The 12,629-nt window shown below is 61.4% G+C and carries 17 protein-coding genes; 8 read left to right on the top strand and 9 right to left on the bottom strand.

Features of this window, described 5'->3' with window-relative positions; all coding sequences use genetic code 11:
* Positions 1-48: 48 nt before the first annotated feature.
* Positions 49-243 (bottom strand): hypothetical protein, encoded by a 195-nt coding sequence (locus PMI24_RS29210; protein WP_157222933.1) that lies wholly within the window; start codon positions 241-243, stop codon positions 49-51.
* On the opposite strand from PMI24_RS29210, the gene ftsY reads away from it, so the two are divergent.
* The 4 genes from ftsY (at position 242) to rpoH (ending at position 4,468) form a co-directional block, all read left to right on the top strand.
* On the top strand, positions 242-1,807 hold the full coding sequence (ftsY, locus tag PMI24_RS09930) for a signal recognition particle-docking protein FtsY (protein ID WP_007953398.1): 1,566 nt from the start codon (positions 242-244) through the stop codon (positions 1,805-1,807). The genes PMI24_RS29210 and ftsY overlap by 2 nt on opposite strands.
* Positions 1,804-2,475 carry a cell division ATP-binding protein FtsE gene (ftsE, locus tag PMI24_RS09925; protein ID WP_007953396.1) on the top strand — a complete coding sequence of 224 codons (672 nt, stop codon included), beginning with the start codon at positions 1,804-1,806 and terminating at the stop codon, positions 2,473-2,475. Before ftsY ends, ftsE begins: the two co-directional genes overlap by 4 nt.
* Entirely contained in the window at positions 2,472-3,497 is a 1,026-nt protein-coding gene (ftsX, locus tag PMI24_RS09920; RefSeq protein ID WP_007953395.1) for a permease-like cell division protein FtsX, read from the top strand. Before ftsE ends, ftsX begins: the two co-directional genes overlap by 4 nt.
* 116 nt (positions 3,498-3,613) lie before the next feature.
* A complete protein-coding gene (gene rpoH / locus PMI24_RS09915) occupies positions 3,614-4,468 on the top strand; it encodes an RNA polymerase sigma factor RpoH (protein WP_007953393.1) in 855 nt (284 codons plus the stop codon).
* A gap of 70 nt (positions 4,469-4,538) precedes the next feature.
* Here the strand turns inward: rpoH and mtgA are convergent, their stop codons facing one another.
* Complete coding sequence (gene mtgA / locus PMI24_RS09910; protein ID WP_007953390.1) at positions 4,539-5,261, bottom strand: monofunctional biosynthetic peptidoglycan transglycosylase; 723 nt, start codon at positions 5,259-5,261, stop codon at positions 4,539-4,541.
* Positions 5,262-5,335: 74 nt separating this feature from the next.
* On the opposite strand from mtgA, the gene PMI24_RS09905 reads away from it, so the two are divergent.
* The 4 genes from PMI24_RS09905 (at position 5,336) to trmB (ending at position 7,579) form a co-directional block, all read left to right on the top strand.
* Positions 5,336-5,716, top strand: coding sequence for a DUF423 domain-containing protein (locus PMI24_RS09905; RefSeq protein ID WP_007953388.1), 381 nt, complete (start codon positions 5,336-5,338; stop codon positions 5,714-5,716).
* A 72-nt stretch (positions 5,717-5,788) separates the two neighbouring features.
* Positions 5,789-5,989 (top strand): sulfur carrier protein ThiS, encoded by a 201-nt coding sequence (thiS, locus tag PMI24_RS09900; protein WP_007953386.1) that lies wholly within the window; start codon positions 5,789-5,791, stop codon positions 5,987-5,989.
* Between the two features lie 60 nt (positions 5,990-6,049).
* Positions 6,050-6,844, top strand: a complete 795-nt coding sequence (locus PMI24_RS09895; protein WP_007953385.1) for a thiazole synthase — start codon at positions 6,050-6,052, stop codon at positions 6,842-6,844.
* Positions 6,845-6,853: 9 nt separating this feature from the next.
* Positions 6,854-7,579, top strand: a complete 726-nt coding sequence (gene trmB / locus PMI24_RS09890) for a tRNA (guanosine(46)-N7)-methyltransferase TrmB (RefSeq protein WP_007953378.1) — start codon at positions 6,854-6,856, stop codon at positions 7,577-7,579.
* 63 nt (positions 7,580-7,642) lie between these two features.
* Here trmB and PMI24_RS09885 read toward each other — a convergent pair whose 3' ends face one another.
* From PMI24_RS09885 to metX, 7 genes are read right to left on the bottom strand one after another with little or no spacing between them, the layout of a single operon-like run.
* Entirely contained in the window at positions 7,643-8,191 is a 549-nt protein-coding gene (locus PMI24_RS09885) for an RNA 2'-phosphotransferase (protein ID WP_007953371.1), read from the bottom strand.
* A gap of 29 nt (positions 8,192-8,220) precedes the next feature.
* Complete coding sequence (locus PMI24_RS09880; protein ID WP_007953368.1) at positions 8,221-8,544, bottom strand: DUF3392 domain-containing protein; 324 nt, start codon at positions 8,542-8,544, stop codon at positions 8,221-8,223.
* Between the two features lie 19 nt (positions 8,545-8,563).
* The gene (gene hemW, locus PMI24_RS09875; protein ID WP_007953367.1) at positions 8,564-9,769 is read right to left on the bottom strand and encodes a radical SAM family heme chaperone HemW; all 1,206 of its coding nucleotides are present in this window, start codon (positions 9,767-9,769) and stop codon (positions 8,564-8,566) included.
* Positions 9,766-10,362, bottom strand: a complete 597-nt coding sequence (gene rdgB / locus PMI24_RS09870) for an RdgB/HAM1 family non-canonical purine NTP pyrophosphatase (protein ID WP_007953366.1) — start codon at positions 10,360-10,362, stop codon at positions 9,766-9,768. The genes hemW and rdgB overlap by 4 nt, the downstream gene beginning before the upstream one ends.
* Complete coding sequence (locus tag PMI24_RS09865) at positions 10,359-10,793, bottom strand: DUF4426 domain-containing protein (RefSeq protein ID WP_007953365.1); 435 nt, start codon at positions 10,791-10,793, stop codon at positions 10,359-10,361. Before PMI24_RS09865 ends, rdgB begins: the two co-directional genes overlap by 4 nt.
* A 26-nt stretch (positions 10,794-10,819) precedes the next feature.
* Complete coding sequence (gene metW, locus PMI24_RS09860) at positions 10,820-11,440, bottom strand: methionine biosynthesis protein MetW (RefSeq protein WP_007953362.1); 621 nt, start codon at positions 11,438-11,440, stop codon at positions 10,820-10,822.
* 7 nt (positions 11,441-11,447) lie between these two features.
* The gene (metX, locus tag PMI24_RS09855) at positions 11,448-12,587 is read right to left on the bottom strand and encodes a homoserine O-succinyltransferase MetX (protein ID WP_007953360.1); all 1,140 of its coding nucleotides are present in this window, start codon (positions 12,585-12,587) and stop codon (positions 11,448-11,450) included.
* Positions 12,588-12,629 lie beyond the last annotated feature (42 nt).

The following is a 12,629-nucleotide window of genomic DNA, read 5'->3' as shown; positions in this document are numbered from 1 at the left end:
TGAAACCTGATCAGGTTGTATGGGTTTGCGGCAGAAGGCTTTGGTTTATCAGCTAAACTTCGCTTTTTCGCCGATTTTGCCGGCCAGTCCTTCATTAAAACGATTCCTTTGAGGTGCCGTTGGTGCCTCGACAAAATGTTGCGCGTGAACAAGCTGGGTGAAACACAGTCTGTTCTGCATCGAATATTTATTTGCCGGGGCGCCCCTGCGGCGCGTCGCTACCGTGAGATAGCCGTCCTCCATGTTTGGTTCCAACGACGACAAGAAGACCCCAGCTGCTGCTGGCGAGAAGAAAAGCCTGTTCGGATGGCTGCGCAAGAAACCGCAGGAACCCGTCGTCGAACAGCCGACTGCCATTCCTGAGCCAGCCCCTGCGCCCGCTCCCGTAATAGAAGAAGCGCCGGCGCCGGTTGTGCTGCCGATTGCCGAGCCAGTGCTGCAGCCGGTGGCTGAGGCCGAGCCTGAAGCGCCGGCCGCCGCCGAATTGCCGCTGACCCCGGCCAGCGAGCCGTGGCTGACCTTGCCAGTGGCGGAAGAGCCGGTGGCGCTGGTTGAAGAGGCTGCGCCGCACGTTACGCCGCCGATTCCTGCGCCGGTTGTGTTCGCTCCCGAGGCTGTCCCGTCGCCGGTGGTGGAAGTCGCTCCTGTCATTCCAGAACCTGTGGTTGTTGCGCCGGTTGCCCCGGTTGCCCCGGTTGCCCCGGTTGCTCCGATTGTTGAAGCGCCCGAGCCTGCACCTGCACCTGCACCTGCACCTGCACCTGCACCTGCACCTGCACCTGCACCTGCACCTGCACCGGTCGCCGTAGCGCCAGTCGCTCCTGTGGAAATCCAGGTTGAAACCCCGGTCGAGGCCCCGCGCACCGAAGAAACCAAGGCCGGCTTCTTCGCCCGTCTCAAGCAGGGCCTGTCCAAGACCAGTGCCAGCATCGGCGAGGGCATGGCCAGCCTGTTCCTCGGCAAGAAGGCCATCGATGACGATCTGCTCGACGATCTCGAAACCCGCCTGCTGACTGCCGACGTCGGCGTCGAGGCGACTTCGGTAATCATCCAGCGCCTGACCCAGAAGGTCGCACGTAAAGAGCTGGCCGATTCCGACGCCCTGTACAAATCCCTGCAGGCCGAGCTGGCTGCAATGCTCAAACCGGTCGAGCAACCGCTGAAGATCGTTTCCCAGAACAAGCCGTTCGTGATTCTGGTGGTTGGTGTCAACGGCGCCGGCAAGACCACCACCATCGGCAAACTGGCGAAGAAACTGCAGCTGGAAGGCAAGAAAGTCATGCTGGCCGCCGGTGACACCTTCCGTGCCGCGGCTGTCGAGCAGTTGCAGGTCTGGGGCGAGCGCAACAAGATCCCGGTGATCGCCCAGCACACGGGCGCGGACTCGGCTTCGGTGATCTTCGACGCCGTGCAGGCCGCCAAGGCTCGTGGCATCGATGTGCTGATCGCCGACACCGCCGGTCGCCTGCACACCAAAGACAACCTGATGGAAGAACTGAAGAAGGTTCGCCGGGTCATCGGCAAGCTCGACGCCGATGCGCCGCACGAAGTGCTGCTGGTACTCGACGCCGGCACCGGTCAGAACGCCATCAACCAGGCCAAGCAATTCAACCAGACCGTCGAACTGACCGGCCTGGCGCTGACCAAGCTCGACGGCACCGCCAAGGGCGGGGTGATTTTCGCCCTGGCCAAGCAATTCGGCCTGCCGATCCGCTATATCGGCGTCGGTGAGGGCATCGACGATCTGCGTACCTTTGAAGCCGAACCCTTTGTCCAGGCACTGTTTGCCGAGCGGGAGCGTTCATGATTCGTTTCGAACAGGTCGGTAAGCGCTACCCGAACGGTCACGTCGGCTTGCATGAGCTGAGCTTTCGAGTCCGTCGCGGCGAGTTCCTGTTTGTCACCGGCCACTCCGGTGCCGGTAAATCCACGCTGTTGCGCCTGTTGCTGGCGATGGAACGTCCGACCAGCGGCAAACTGCTGCTGGCCGGGCAGGACCTGAGCACCATCAGCAATGCGCAGATTCCGTTCCTGCGTCGGCAGATCGGCGTGGTGTTCCAGAACCATCAACTGCTGTTCGATCGCACGGTGTTCAACAACGTCGCGCTGCCGTTGCAGATTCTCGGGCTGTCCAAGGTCGAAATTGCCAAGCGCGTCGATTCCGCGCTTGAGCGCGTGGCGCTGTCGGACAAGGCCGAGTTGTATCCGGGCGACCTGTCCACCGGTCAGCAACAGCGCGTCGGCATTGCCCGCGCCATCGTTCACCGTCCGGCCCTGCTGCTGGCGGACGAACCGACCGGTAACCTCGACCCGCGTCTGGCGGCCGAGATCATGGGTGTGTTCGAAGACATCAACCGTCTGGGCACCAGCGTACTGATCGCCAGTCACGATCTGGCGCTGATCGCACGCATGCGCCATCGCATGCTGACCCTGCAACGCGGCCGATTGATCGGCGACGGGGAGGCCGGCGTATGAGTGCAACACGCAGTCCGAAGGTTTCCGAGCGCGTGGCCCCGAAGGCCGCCGATCCGCAACCGCCAAAGAAGAAAAAGCACGACGATGACGACGGTCCGGACTTTGCCACGCTGTTCCGTGCCTGGATCGAAAGCCATCGCGCCAGCTGGATCGACAGCCTGCGTCGCCTCGGCAAACAGCCGATCGGCAGCTTCTTCACCTGCATGGTGATGGCGGTTGCGTTAAGCCTGCCGATGGGCCTTTCGCTGTTGCTGAGCAATGTCGAGCGTCTGGGCGGCTCGTGGCAGCGCGCGGCGCAAATCTCGCTGTACCTGGAACTTGAAGCCAGTCCGGCTCAGGGCGAAGCGTTGCGCGACCAGATCAAAGGCATGCCGGGCGTAGCTGATGCTGAATATGTCGGCCGCGACCAGGCGCTGGAAGAGTTCCAGCAGCAGTCCGGATTGGGCGAAGCCCTGCGCGAGCTGCCGGAAAACCCGCTGCCGGGTGTGGTGCTGGTGACGCCGAACGAGGTCGACAAGTCGACGCTGGAAGCATTAAGACAAAAACTTTCCGAGCTGCCCAAGGTACAACAGGCGCAACTTGATCTAGTCTGGGTCGAGCGTCTGGCTGCCATCCTCAAGCTCGGCGACCGTTTCGTGTTCGGTCTGACGGTGTTGCTGGTTTCTGCATTACTTTTGGTGATAGGCAATACCATTCGTCTTCATATTGAAAACCGCCGCACCGAGATAGAAGTGATTAAACTCGTCGGCGGCACCGACAGCTATGTGCGTCGTCCTTTCCTTTATATGGGCGCGCTGTATGGCTTCGGTGCGGGGCTGTTGTCCTGGGGTGTATTGGCGTTCGGCCTGAACTGGCTGAACGACGCGGTGGTCGGGCTGGCCGGCTTGTACGGCAGTGATTTCGCACTGGCCGGCGTGCCAGTTGCCGACGGTCTGTCGCTCTTGCTTGGCGCGGTGCTGTTGGGTTATATCGGTGCATGGATTGCAGTCGCACGTCATCTCAGGGAGCTGGCGCCGAAGTAGAATCTTTTTTTGCGCGTGATTGATCTTTCAGCTGTTAAGGAAACTTTCATTTGAGTTTCCGGTCAATTTTTCGCAATGCTGAAAAGCATGAGTATGTAAGTCGGAGGTTTTTCCGTATGTCCAATTCTTTGCAACCTGCGTATGCATTGGTTCCAGGCGCAAACCTGGAAGCCTACGTGCACACCGTCAACAGCATTCCATTGCTGACGCCGGAGCAGGAGCGTGAACTGGCCGAGAGTCTCTACTATGAGCAGGATTTGGGGGCGGCTCGGCAGATGGTGCTCGCCCACCTGCGGTTTGTCGTACACATCGCCCGTAGCTATTCCGGCTACGGTCTGGCTCAGGCTGACCTGATCCAGGAAGGTAACGTCGGCCTGATGAAGGCCGTGAAGCGTTTCAACCCGGAAATGGGCGTGCGTCTGGTGTCCTTCGCGGTGCACTGGATCAAGGCCGAGATTCACGAGTTCATCCTGCGCAACTGGCGGATCGTGAAAGTCGCGACCACCAAGGCCCAGCGCAAGCTGTTCTTCAACCTGCGCAGCCAGAAGAAACGTCTGGCCTGGCTGAACAACGAGGAAGTCCACCGTGTGGCGGAAAGCCTCGGCGTCGAGCCGCGTGAAGTGCGTGAGATGGAAAGTCGCCTGACCGGCCATGACATGGCCTTCGACCCGGCTGCGGAAGCGGACGACGACAGCGCTTTCCAGTCGCCGGCCAACTACCTGGAAGACCACCGGTACGATCCGGCGCGTCAACTGGAAGATGCCGACTGGAGCGACAACTCCAATCACAACCTGCACGAAGCGCTGGAAGTGCTGGACGAACGCAGCCGCGACATCCTCTACCAACGCTGGCTGGCAGAAGAGAAAGCCACGCTGCACGACCTGGCGCAGAAGTACAACGTGTCGGCCGAGCGAATCCGTCAGCTCGAGAAGAGCGCGATGAACAAGCTCAAGTTGTCGATTGCCGCATAACCGGCAGTCCGGCAATAAAAAACGCCCCGATCAGTGATGATCGGGGCGTTTTTGTTTGCCTGTCAGAACGTCATTGGGCCCAGGGCGCGCGGCGCGAATCATTGAGCGTCAGCAAATAGCTGTCGCCACCCAGCTGGCTCATCTGCTGACGAATCCAGCCGGCACGGCGTGACACGTAAGCGGTCGGATGACTGGCACTCCAGACCCGGGGATTTGGCAGCACAGCCGCGAGATAACTCGCCTGCTGCCGGGACAGCGACCTGGCGCCTACGCCAAAGTGATGCCTTGCCGCCGCTTCGGCACCAAACACGCCGTCATCCCACTCGACGCTGTTCAGGTACACCTCGAGAATCCGCTGCTTCGGCCAGAACACTTCAATCAGCGCGGTGAACCAGGCCTCCAGGCCCTTGCGCAGATAACTGCGGCCGGACCACAGGAACAGGTTCTTCGACACTTGCTGGCTCAGGGTGCTGGCGCCGCGAATCGAACCGCCGAGTTCGTTGTGGGCCAGTGCGGCCTTGATCGCGCTCAGGTCAAAACCCCAATGCTCGGGGAATTTCTGGTCTTCCCCGGCAATCACCGCGACCTTCAGGTCATCGGAGATCTCGTCCCAGGGTTTCCAGGTGCGTTGCAGATCGATCGGCTCGCCGTCGACCCAGGATTCGATCTTGCGCTCGACCATCAGCGCCGTGCCCGGTGGCGGCACGAAGCGAAACACCAATACCAGCAATACGCTGCCGCCCGCGAACCAGAGCAGGGCCTTCGTGAAACGACGGAGAAATAAACGCAGCATAGAGATGGCTTGGCCGAACCGGTTGAGCGGGCCATTATACAGACCCTGCCGATCGAGTCTGACTGGAGTTCTACATGCTGCGTAGCTTTCTGATGCTGGCTGCCTTCTTTGGTTTCACCGGTGTCGGCCTCGGCGCATTCGCCGCCCATGGCCTGAAAAACCGCCTGACCCCGGAGTATCTGGCGATCTTCCACACCGGCGTCACCTACCAGTTGGTGCACGCACTGGCGCTGTTCGGCGTGGCGCTGCTGGCCACCCAGCTGCAGGGGCGTCTGATCGCCTGGGCCGGCATCTCGTTCAGCATCGGCATCCTGTTGTTCTCCGGCAGCCTGTACCTGCTGACCACCATAGGCATCGGCAAGCTCGGCATCATCACCCCGTTCGGTGGTCTGGCGTTCCTGATCGGCTGGCTGTGCCTCGGACTCGCCGCCTGGCGCCTGCATCCAACCGCTTGACGCTTGGTGCTGACCTTTAGGTCATGATCGGGCTAGAATGCCACCCCCTAAAAAGTGATGGCGGCGTTGCGCATGCGCATTCAGTTGAACGGTGAATCCTTTGAACTGCCCGACGGTGAAACCGTTGCGGCCCTGCTGACCCGTCTGGACCTGACCGGACGCCGCGTCGCGGTCGAACTCAATCTGGATATCGTCCCGCGCAGCCAGCATGCCGACACCACGCTCAACGACGGCGACAACGTCGAAGTGGTGCACGCCATCGGCGGCGGCTGATCGCCAGGCCTGCATGGGCCGAGAATTCTGCAAGACCCTCACCCCAACAGAGGATTCCCCATGAGCATCGTTCGTAGCGACAAGCCTTTCGTTCTGGCCGGTCGTACTTACCAGTCGCGTTTGCTGGTCGGTACCGGCAAGTACCGTGACATGGAAGAAACCCGCCTGGCCATCGAAGCCTCGGGTGCCGAGATCGTCACCTTCGCCGTGCGCCGCACCAACCTGGGCCAGATCGAAGGCGAGCCGAACCTGCTCGAAGTGCTGTCGCCGGATCGCTACACCTTCCTGCCGAACACCGCCGGCTGCTACGACGCAGTCGAAGCCGTGCGCACCTGCCGTCTGGCTCGTGAGCTGCTCGACGGCCACAACCTGGTGAAGCTGGAAGTGCTGGCCGACCAGAAAACCCTGTTCCCCAACGTGATCGAAACCCTCAAGGCCGCCGAAGTGCTGGTCAAGGAAGGCTTCGACGTGATGGTCTACACCAGTGACGACCCGATCATCGCCCGGCAACTGGCGGAAATCGGCTGCATCGCGGTGATGCCGCTGGCCGGTCTGATCGGCTCGGGCCTGGGGATCTGCAACCCGTACAACCTGCAGATCATCCTCGAAGAAGCCAAGATCCCGGTGTTGGTGGATGCCGGTGTCGGCACCGCTTCCGACGCCACCATCTCGATGGAGCTGGGCTGTGACGCCGTGCTGATGAACTCGGCCATCGCCCACGCCCAGCAGCCGATCATGATGGCCGAAGCCATGAAACACGCGATCGTCGCGGGCCGCCTGGCCTACCTCGCCGGCCGCATGCCGAAAAAACTCTATGCCAGCGCCTCTTCGCCGCTGGATGGTCTGATCAAGTAAGAGCTATTGATGACTGAATCGAACGACACGCCAATCCAGACGGAAGAAGGCGACGAGCGCCAACACCGCCGCATCAAGAGTTTCGTGATGCGCGCCGGGCGCATGACCGAAGGCCAGCAGCGCGGCCTGGATCAGGGCGCGCCGAAGTTCGTCCTGCCGCTGGCCGACGCGGCGGTGGATTACGACCAGGTGTTCGGCCGTTCCGCGCCGCGCTCGCTGGAAATCGGTTTCGGCATGGGTCACTCGCTGCTGGAAATGGCCGCCGCTGCGCCGGAACAGGATTTCATCGGTGTCGAGGTTCACCGTCCGGGTGTCGGTGCGCTGCTCAACGGCGTGCTGACTCAGGGCCTGACCAACCTGCGGGTCTACGATTGCGACGCGATCGAAGTGCTCAACCGCTGCATCGCCGACAACAGCCTTGATCGCCTGATGCTGTTCTTCCCGGATCCGTGGCACAAGAGCCGTCATCACAAGCGCCGCATCGTTCAGGCGTCCTTCGCTGAACTGGTGCGCAGCAAGCTGAAAGTCGGCGGCATTCTGCACATGGCCACCGACTGGGAGCCGTACGCCGAATACATGCTGGAAGTGATGAACGTCGCTCCGGGCTATCGCAACCTCGCCGAAGACGGCAAGTGCGTACCTCGCCCGGCCGAACGCCCGATCACCAAGTTCGAACGCCGCGGCGAACGTCTTGGACATGGCGTGTGGGATCTGAAGTTCGAAAAGCTCGCTTAAGCATCACGCAATAAAACTGTGGGAGCCAATGGCTCCCACAGTTGTTTTGGCAGTACTCGAAAATTACACCGTAGAAAGAAACACCGCCGGAACCCGCTCAGTCAGCCAGACCCCATTCTCGGCCTGATAGAACTTGAAACCCTGTTCCTGCATTTGCCGCGCGGCGACTTGCAGAATCACGACCGTTCCGTAACGTTGGCCAACCGCTGAAGCGGTGGCAGTTTCCTGGGACAGATGCACGTGATGACGTGAGCCGGGGATCAATCCCTGCTCGTTGATCGAGTCCATGAAACGCGTCGCGGTGCCGTGATAAAGCGTTTCCGGAGGCTGCTTTTCTTCGAATTGCAGTTCCACGCTTTTCGTCGAGTGCCCCTGAACCGCACGAATCGACTGACCGTCTGCGGAGATCGAAAAGCGCTTCTTGTCACTGCTCGCCACGACGTTTTCAATCAGCGTGCGATCCAGCGTTCTGCCGTCCCGCGCCGCGCCATCAATCAAGGCGTCGATGTGCGCCCAACCTTCGGAATCCAGCGCCAGGCCAATCGCCTGAGGCTCATGGCGCAGCACGAAGCTGAGAAATTTGCTTGTTTCGTCCAGCAGTTTCTTACTCATGAACTTCCCTGTCTGTTTTCAATGCGCGGTCAGCGGCGATCCGCGACCACGCCAATCAACACCAGCACCACCAACAACACCGGCGCCAGGCTGTAGTTGTTGAACTGGCTCAGCCCCTTCACCACCCACGGCGTCGCGTAGATCAGCGCCGCGCCGCTGCCGATCAGGCACAGCAGGGCCATCAGCGGGACGCGCAGGGCGCCGGCGATGCTGCCCAGGCGCTGTTCGACCCAAGCCTTGAAGTCAGCGCCGAACAGCACCAGCAGACAGCCCACCAGCGCCAAAGCGATTTCCGAGAGGTTGCTGCGACTCCAGCGGGACACGGTGGCGAGCAGGTCGAGTATCAAATCCATGCGGTTTCCTTAAGAGCGGTCAGCTCAGAAATTTCTGCAGCAAGTCGTTGAGGAACAGTTGTCCGCGCTCGGTGGCCGCCAGACGTGACGGTTCGACCTGCAACAGACCGCTTTGTTCGGCCTCGCGCCGGTGTTCGTCGAGGCTTTCCAGCGGCAGGCCGGTGCGCTCCGGATACAGGCGCGATTCGACGCCGGCGGTCAGGCGCAGGGCGTTCATCAGGAACTCGAACGGCATCTCGTCGTTGGTCAGGGCCTTCTCGCCGGCCTGAAAGCTTTTGGCCGGGTTGAGGTAATCCTTCGGCAGGCGCGTCTTCCAGGTGCGCACGATGCGCCCGTCCGGGTGACTGAGCTTGCCGTGGGCGCCGGCGCCGATGCCGATGAAGTCGCCGAAGCTCCAATAATTGAGGTTGTGTCGCGCCGGGCGACCCGGTTGGGCGTAGGCCGAAACTTCGTACTGCGCGTAACCGTGCTCGGCCAGCAGCGCCTGTCCGGCCTCTTGAATGTCCCACAGCGTGTCGTCTTCCGGCAGCACTGGCGGCTGGTTCCAGAAAACGGTGTTCGGCTCCAGTGTCAGCTGATACCAGGAAATGTGCGTCGGCTTCAGCTCGATCGCCTGGCGCAGATCGCTCAGGGCATCGTCCAGCGACTGGTCCGGCAAGCCGTGCATCAAGTCGAGGTTGAAGTTATCGAACCCGGCCTGGCGCGCCATGCCGGCGGCGCGGATGGCTTCGTCGCCGTTGTGGATACGGCCGAGGGCCTTGAGCTTTTCCTGCTGGAAGCTCTGGATGCCGATCGACAGGCGATTGATCCCCAGTTTGCGGTAGGCGACGAACTTCTCTTGTTCGAAGGTTCCGGGGTTGGCTTCCAGGGTGATTTCGATGTCGTCGGCAAATGGAATGCGCTGTTTCACACCTTCCAGCAAGCGACCCAGGGCTTCGGCGCTGAACAGGCTCGGCGTGCCGCCGCCAAAGAAGATCGAACTCAACTCACGGCCGTACACCGCGTGAAGATCCTGATCGAGGTCGGCCAGCATCGCGTCGACGTATTCCTGCTCCGGCAGCACCGGGCTGGCGGTGTGGGAGTTGAAGTCGCAATAGGGGCATTTGCGCACACACCACGGGATGTGGATGTACAGCGCCAGGGGCGGCAGCGTCGGCAACGGCGCCCGAGGCGAGGAGGCGGCGCCACCGATAATCAGCGACGACGCGGAGGAACTATCGGTCATTTCAAGCCCAGACGCTGGCGCAGCAGATCCATTGCACGGGCGCGGTGGCTGATCTGGTTCTTGTCGCTCGGGCTCAGCTCGGCGCTGGACACGTTACGCTCCGGCACCCAGAACAGCGGGTCGTAGCCGAAACCGTGCTCACCGCTGGCGGCGGTCAGAATGCGCCCGTGCCACAGGCCTTCGCAGAGAATTGGCAGCGGATCGTCGGCGTGACGCACCAGCGCCAGCACGCAGACGAACTGCGCGCCGCGCTCGGCTTCAGGCACGTCCTTCAAGGCGTCAAGCAGTTTGGCATTGTTCGCCGCGTCGCCCTTGCCGTCGGCGTAGCGCGCCGAGTAGATGCCCGGCGCGCCGCCAAGGAAATCCACCGCCAGGCCCGAATCGTCGGCCAACGCCGGCAGCCCTGAGATGCGCGCGGCATTTCGTGCCTTGAGGATCGCGTTCTCGACGAACGACAGACCGGTTTCTTCCGGCTCCACGCTGCTGAATTCGCCAATCGAGCGCAATTGCACCGATTCGCCGAGCATGGCTTGGAGTTCCTTGAGTTTGCCGGCGTTATGGCTGGCCAGTACGAGTTGCTTGAGATTGATCATTGGCCAGGGAAAAGCTCTTGGTTGAAATTGATGGTGTTGATCTTGTCGCCGGTCTGCACCTTGATTTCAAAGGTGCGGGTTTCCTGCTGCTCCACCGGGTACTGGGCGATGTAGTAGATCGCGCCCTGTTCGGTGATCTGGCGGAAGGTCAGCGGCACGCTCTGGCTGGTCAGGTCCTTGACGGTGCCGGTGACCTGGGCGATCAGCGGTTTGCCGTCCTTGATCACCGAGACATTGATCACGCCCTGGTTCTTGCTGCGGATCAGCTCGGCAGCCTTGGCGATGTCCGGCGTCAGGAAGGTCGAGTTGAAGGTGTTGTAATGCACGGTGACATCACCGAACACTTCCTTGCGTTCGCCCTTGATGGCATCGGCGGCCACGGCCGACAGGCTCAGGCAGGCGGCCAATAGCGCGGTAATCAAGCGTCCCATGTTCGTTCTCCTCGCAATGTCGTGGTTCAGACCGCGATTCTGTGATCCGCAAGCCCCGGGCTGCTGACGCGGTAGATACCGATCTCACCTAACAGATTAGGCCATAGCTTACTGGCCCACCCGTGGCGGTGCTGTTGATCTACGGCAAGCCGATCAATGACCTTCGCCTCACGTTCGCGACAAAGTTCTTCAAAGTCTTCGAAGGTGCAGAAGTGAATGTTCGGCGTGTTGTACCAGGTGTACGGCAGGAATTCCGACACCGGCATCCGGCCCTTGCTCGCCAAGTACCAGCGGCAGCGCCAGTGACCGAAATTCGGGAACGTGATGATGCACTGGCGTCCGACCCGCAGCATTTCGTCGAGGATCTTGTCCGGGTAGTGCACGGCTTGCAGGGCCTGGGTCATCACCACGATGTCGAAGCTGTTGCTGGCGAAGTTGCCCAGGCCCTTGTCCAGGTCCTGTTCGATGACGTTGACGCCCTTGGCCACGCACTGCGCGATGTTGTCGGCGTCGTTTTCCAGGCCGTAGCCGGTGACCTGCTTGTGGTCGCGCAGCCAGGTCAGCAATTCGCCGTCACCGCAACCGAGGTCGAGCACGCGGCTGCCGGCGGGGATCCATTCCTGGATGATTTCCAGATCAGCTCTCATGGCTTTCTCACAACGTAATGCGGTTCATGTAATTGCCGAACGCCTGCAAATAACGCGGGATCGGAATCAGGAAGGCGTCGTGGCCTTGCGGCGCGTCGATTTCCAGGTAGCTGACGTCCTTGCGTGCGGCCATCAGCGCGTCCACCAATTCCCGCGAGCGGGCCGGGGAGAAACGCCAGTCGGTGGTGAACGACATCACGCAGAACCTGGCTTTCGCACCTTCGAAGGTTTTCGCCAGGTTATCGTTGAAGTTCGCCGCCGGATCGAAGTAGTCCAGCGCTTTGGTCATCAACAGATAGGTGTTGGCATCGAAGCGCCCGGAGAACTCTTCGCCCTGATAGCGCAGGTAGCTTTCGACCTGGAACTCGACACTGTGGAAGTCGTAGTTGAGCTTTTCGCTCTTCAGGCCGCGGCCGAATTTCTCGCCCATGGAGTCGTCGGACAGATACGTGATGTGCCCGACCATCCGCGCCAGCATCAGGCCGCGTTTGGGGATCACGCCCTGTTCCTGGAACGAGCCGCCGTGGAATTCCGGGTCGGTGAGGATCGCCTGGCGCGCCACTTCGTTGAAGGCGATGTTCTGCGCCGACAGCTTCGGGGCCGAGGCGATTGCCAGGCAGTGGCGCACGCGATCCGGATACGTGATGGTCCATTGCAGCGCCTGCATGCCGCCCAGGCTGCCACCGATCACCGCGGCCCACTGGCCGATGCCGAGCAGGTCGGCCAGACGTGCCTGGCTGTGCACCCAGTCTTCCACGGTCAGCACCGGAAAGTCGGCGCCGAACGGCTTGCCGGTTTCCGGGTTGAGGCTGCTCGGGCCGGTGGAGCCGTTGCAACCGCCGAGGTTGTTCAGGCTGACCACGAAGAACTTGTTGGTGTCGATCGGTTTGCCGGGGCCGATGCAGCTGTCCCACCAACCGGGCTTACGGTCGTCGACGCTGTGGTAGCCAGCGGCGTGGTGGTGGCCGGACAAGGCGTGGCAGATCAGCACGGCGTTGCTCGCTTGCGCGTTCAGCGTGCCGTAGGTTTCGTAGATCAGGTCATAATCGGCCAGCGAACGGCCGCAGGCCAGGGCCAGCGGTTCGCTGAAGTGCGCCGTTTGCGGCGTCACCAGACCAACAGAATCGGGGGGAAAGGCAGCTGGCATCGACCCTGCTCTCGTTGAAATGAGGCGTAAGTCTAAAGACCG

This window comes from Pseudomonas sp. GM25 (genome assembly GCF_000282255.1).
Classification (GTDB): domain Bacteria; phylum Pseudomonadota; class Gammaproteobacteria; order Pseudomonadales; family Pseudomonadaceae; genus Aquipseudomonas; species Aquipseudomonas aphyarum.
The sequence above is the reverse complement of the archived record's forward strand: the minus strand, read 5'-3'. Positions and strand labels throughout refer to the sequence as shown.

Coding starts and splice junctions, on each gene's coding strand:
- hemW (WP_007953367.1), bottom strand. CDS start 9,769: ATGACCGATAGTTCCTCCGCGTCGTCGCTGATTATCGGTGGCGCCGCC.
- PMI24_RS09895 (WP_007953385.1), top strand. CDS start 6,050: ATGAGCATCGTTCGTAGCGACAAGCCTTTCGTTCTGGCCGGTCGTACT.
- ftsE (WP_007953396.1), top strand. CDS start 1,804: ATGATTCGTTTCGAACAGGTCGGTAAGCGCTACCCGAACGGTCACGTC.
- PMI24_RS09880 (WP_007953368.1), bottom strand. CDS start 8,544: ATGGATTTGATACTCGACCTGCTCGCCACCGTGTCCCGCTGGAGTCGC.
- rpoH (WP_007953393.1), top strand. CDS start 3,614: ATGTCCAATTCTTTGCAACCTGCGTATGCATTGGTTCCAGGCGCAAAC.
- PMI24_RS09865 (WP_007953365.1), bottom strand. CDS start 10,793: ATGGGACGCTTGATTACCGCGCTATTGGCCGCCTGCCTGAGCCTGTCG.
- metX (WP_007953360.1), bottom strand. CDS start 12,587: ATGCCAGCTGCCTTTCCCCCCGATTCTGTTGGTCTGGTGACGCCGCAA.
- thiS (WP_007953386.1), top strand. CDS start 5,789: ATGCGCATTCAGTTGAACGGTGAATCCTTTGAACTGCCCGACGGTGAA.
- ftsX (WP_007953395.1), top strand. CDS start 2,472: ATGAGTGCAACACGCAGTCCGAAGGTTTCCGAGCGCGTGGCCCCGAAG.
- PMI24_RS29210 (WP_157222933.1), bottom strand. CDS start 243: ATGGAGGACGGCTATCTCACGGTAGCGACGCGCCGCAGGGGCGCCCCG.
- ftsY (WP_007953398.1), top strand. CDS start 242: ATGTTTGGTTCCAACGACGACAAGAAGACCCCAGCTGCTGCTGGCGAG.
- trmB (WP_007953378.1), top strand. CDS start 6,854: ATGACTGAATCGAACGACACGCCAATCCAGACGGAAGAAGGCGACGAG.
- PMI24_RS09885 (WP_007953371.1), bottom strand. CDS start 8,191: ATGAGTAAGAAACTGCTGGACGAAACAAGCAAATTTCTCAGCTTCGTG.
- PMI24_RS09905 (WP_007953388.1), top strand. CDS start 5,336: ATGCTGCGTAGCTTTCTGATGCTGGCTGCCTTCTTTGGTTTCACCGGT.
- metW (WP_007953362.1), bottom strand. CDS start 11,440: ATGAGAGCTGATCTGGAAATCATCCAGGAATGGATCCCCGCCGGCAGC.
- rdgB (WP_007953366.1), bottom strand. CDS start 10,362: ATGATCAATCTCAAGCAACTCGTACTGGCCAGCCATAACGCCGGCAAA.
- mtgA (WP_007953390.1), bottom strand. CDS start 5,261: ATGCTGCGTTTATTTCTCCGTCGTTTCACGAAGGCCCTGCTCTGGTTC.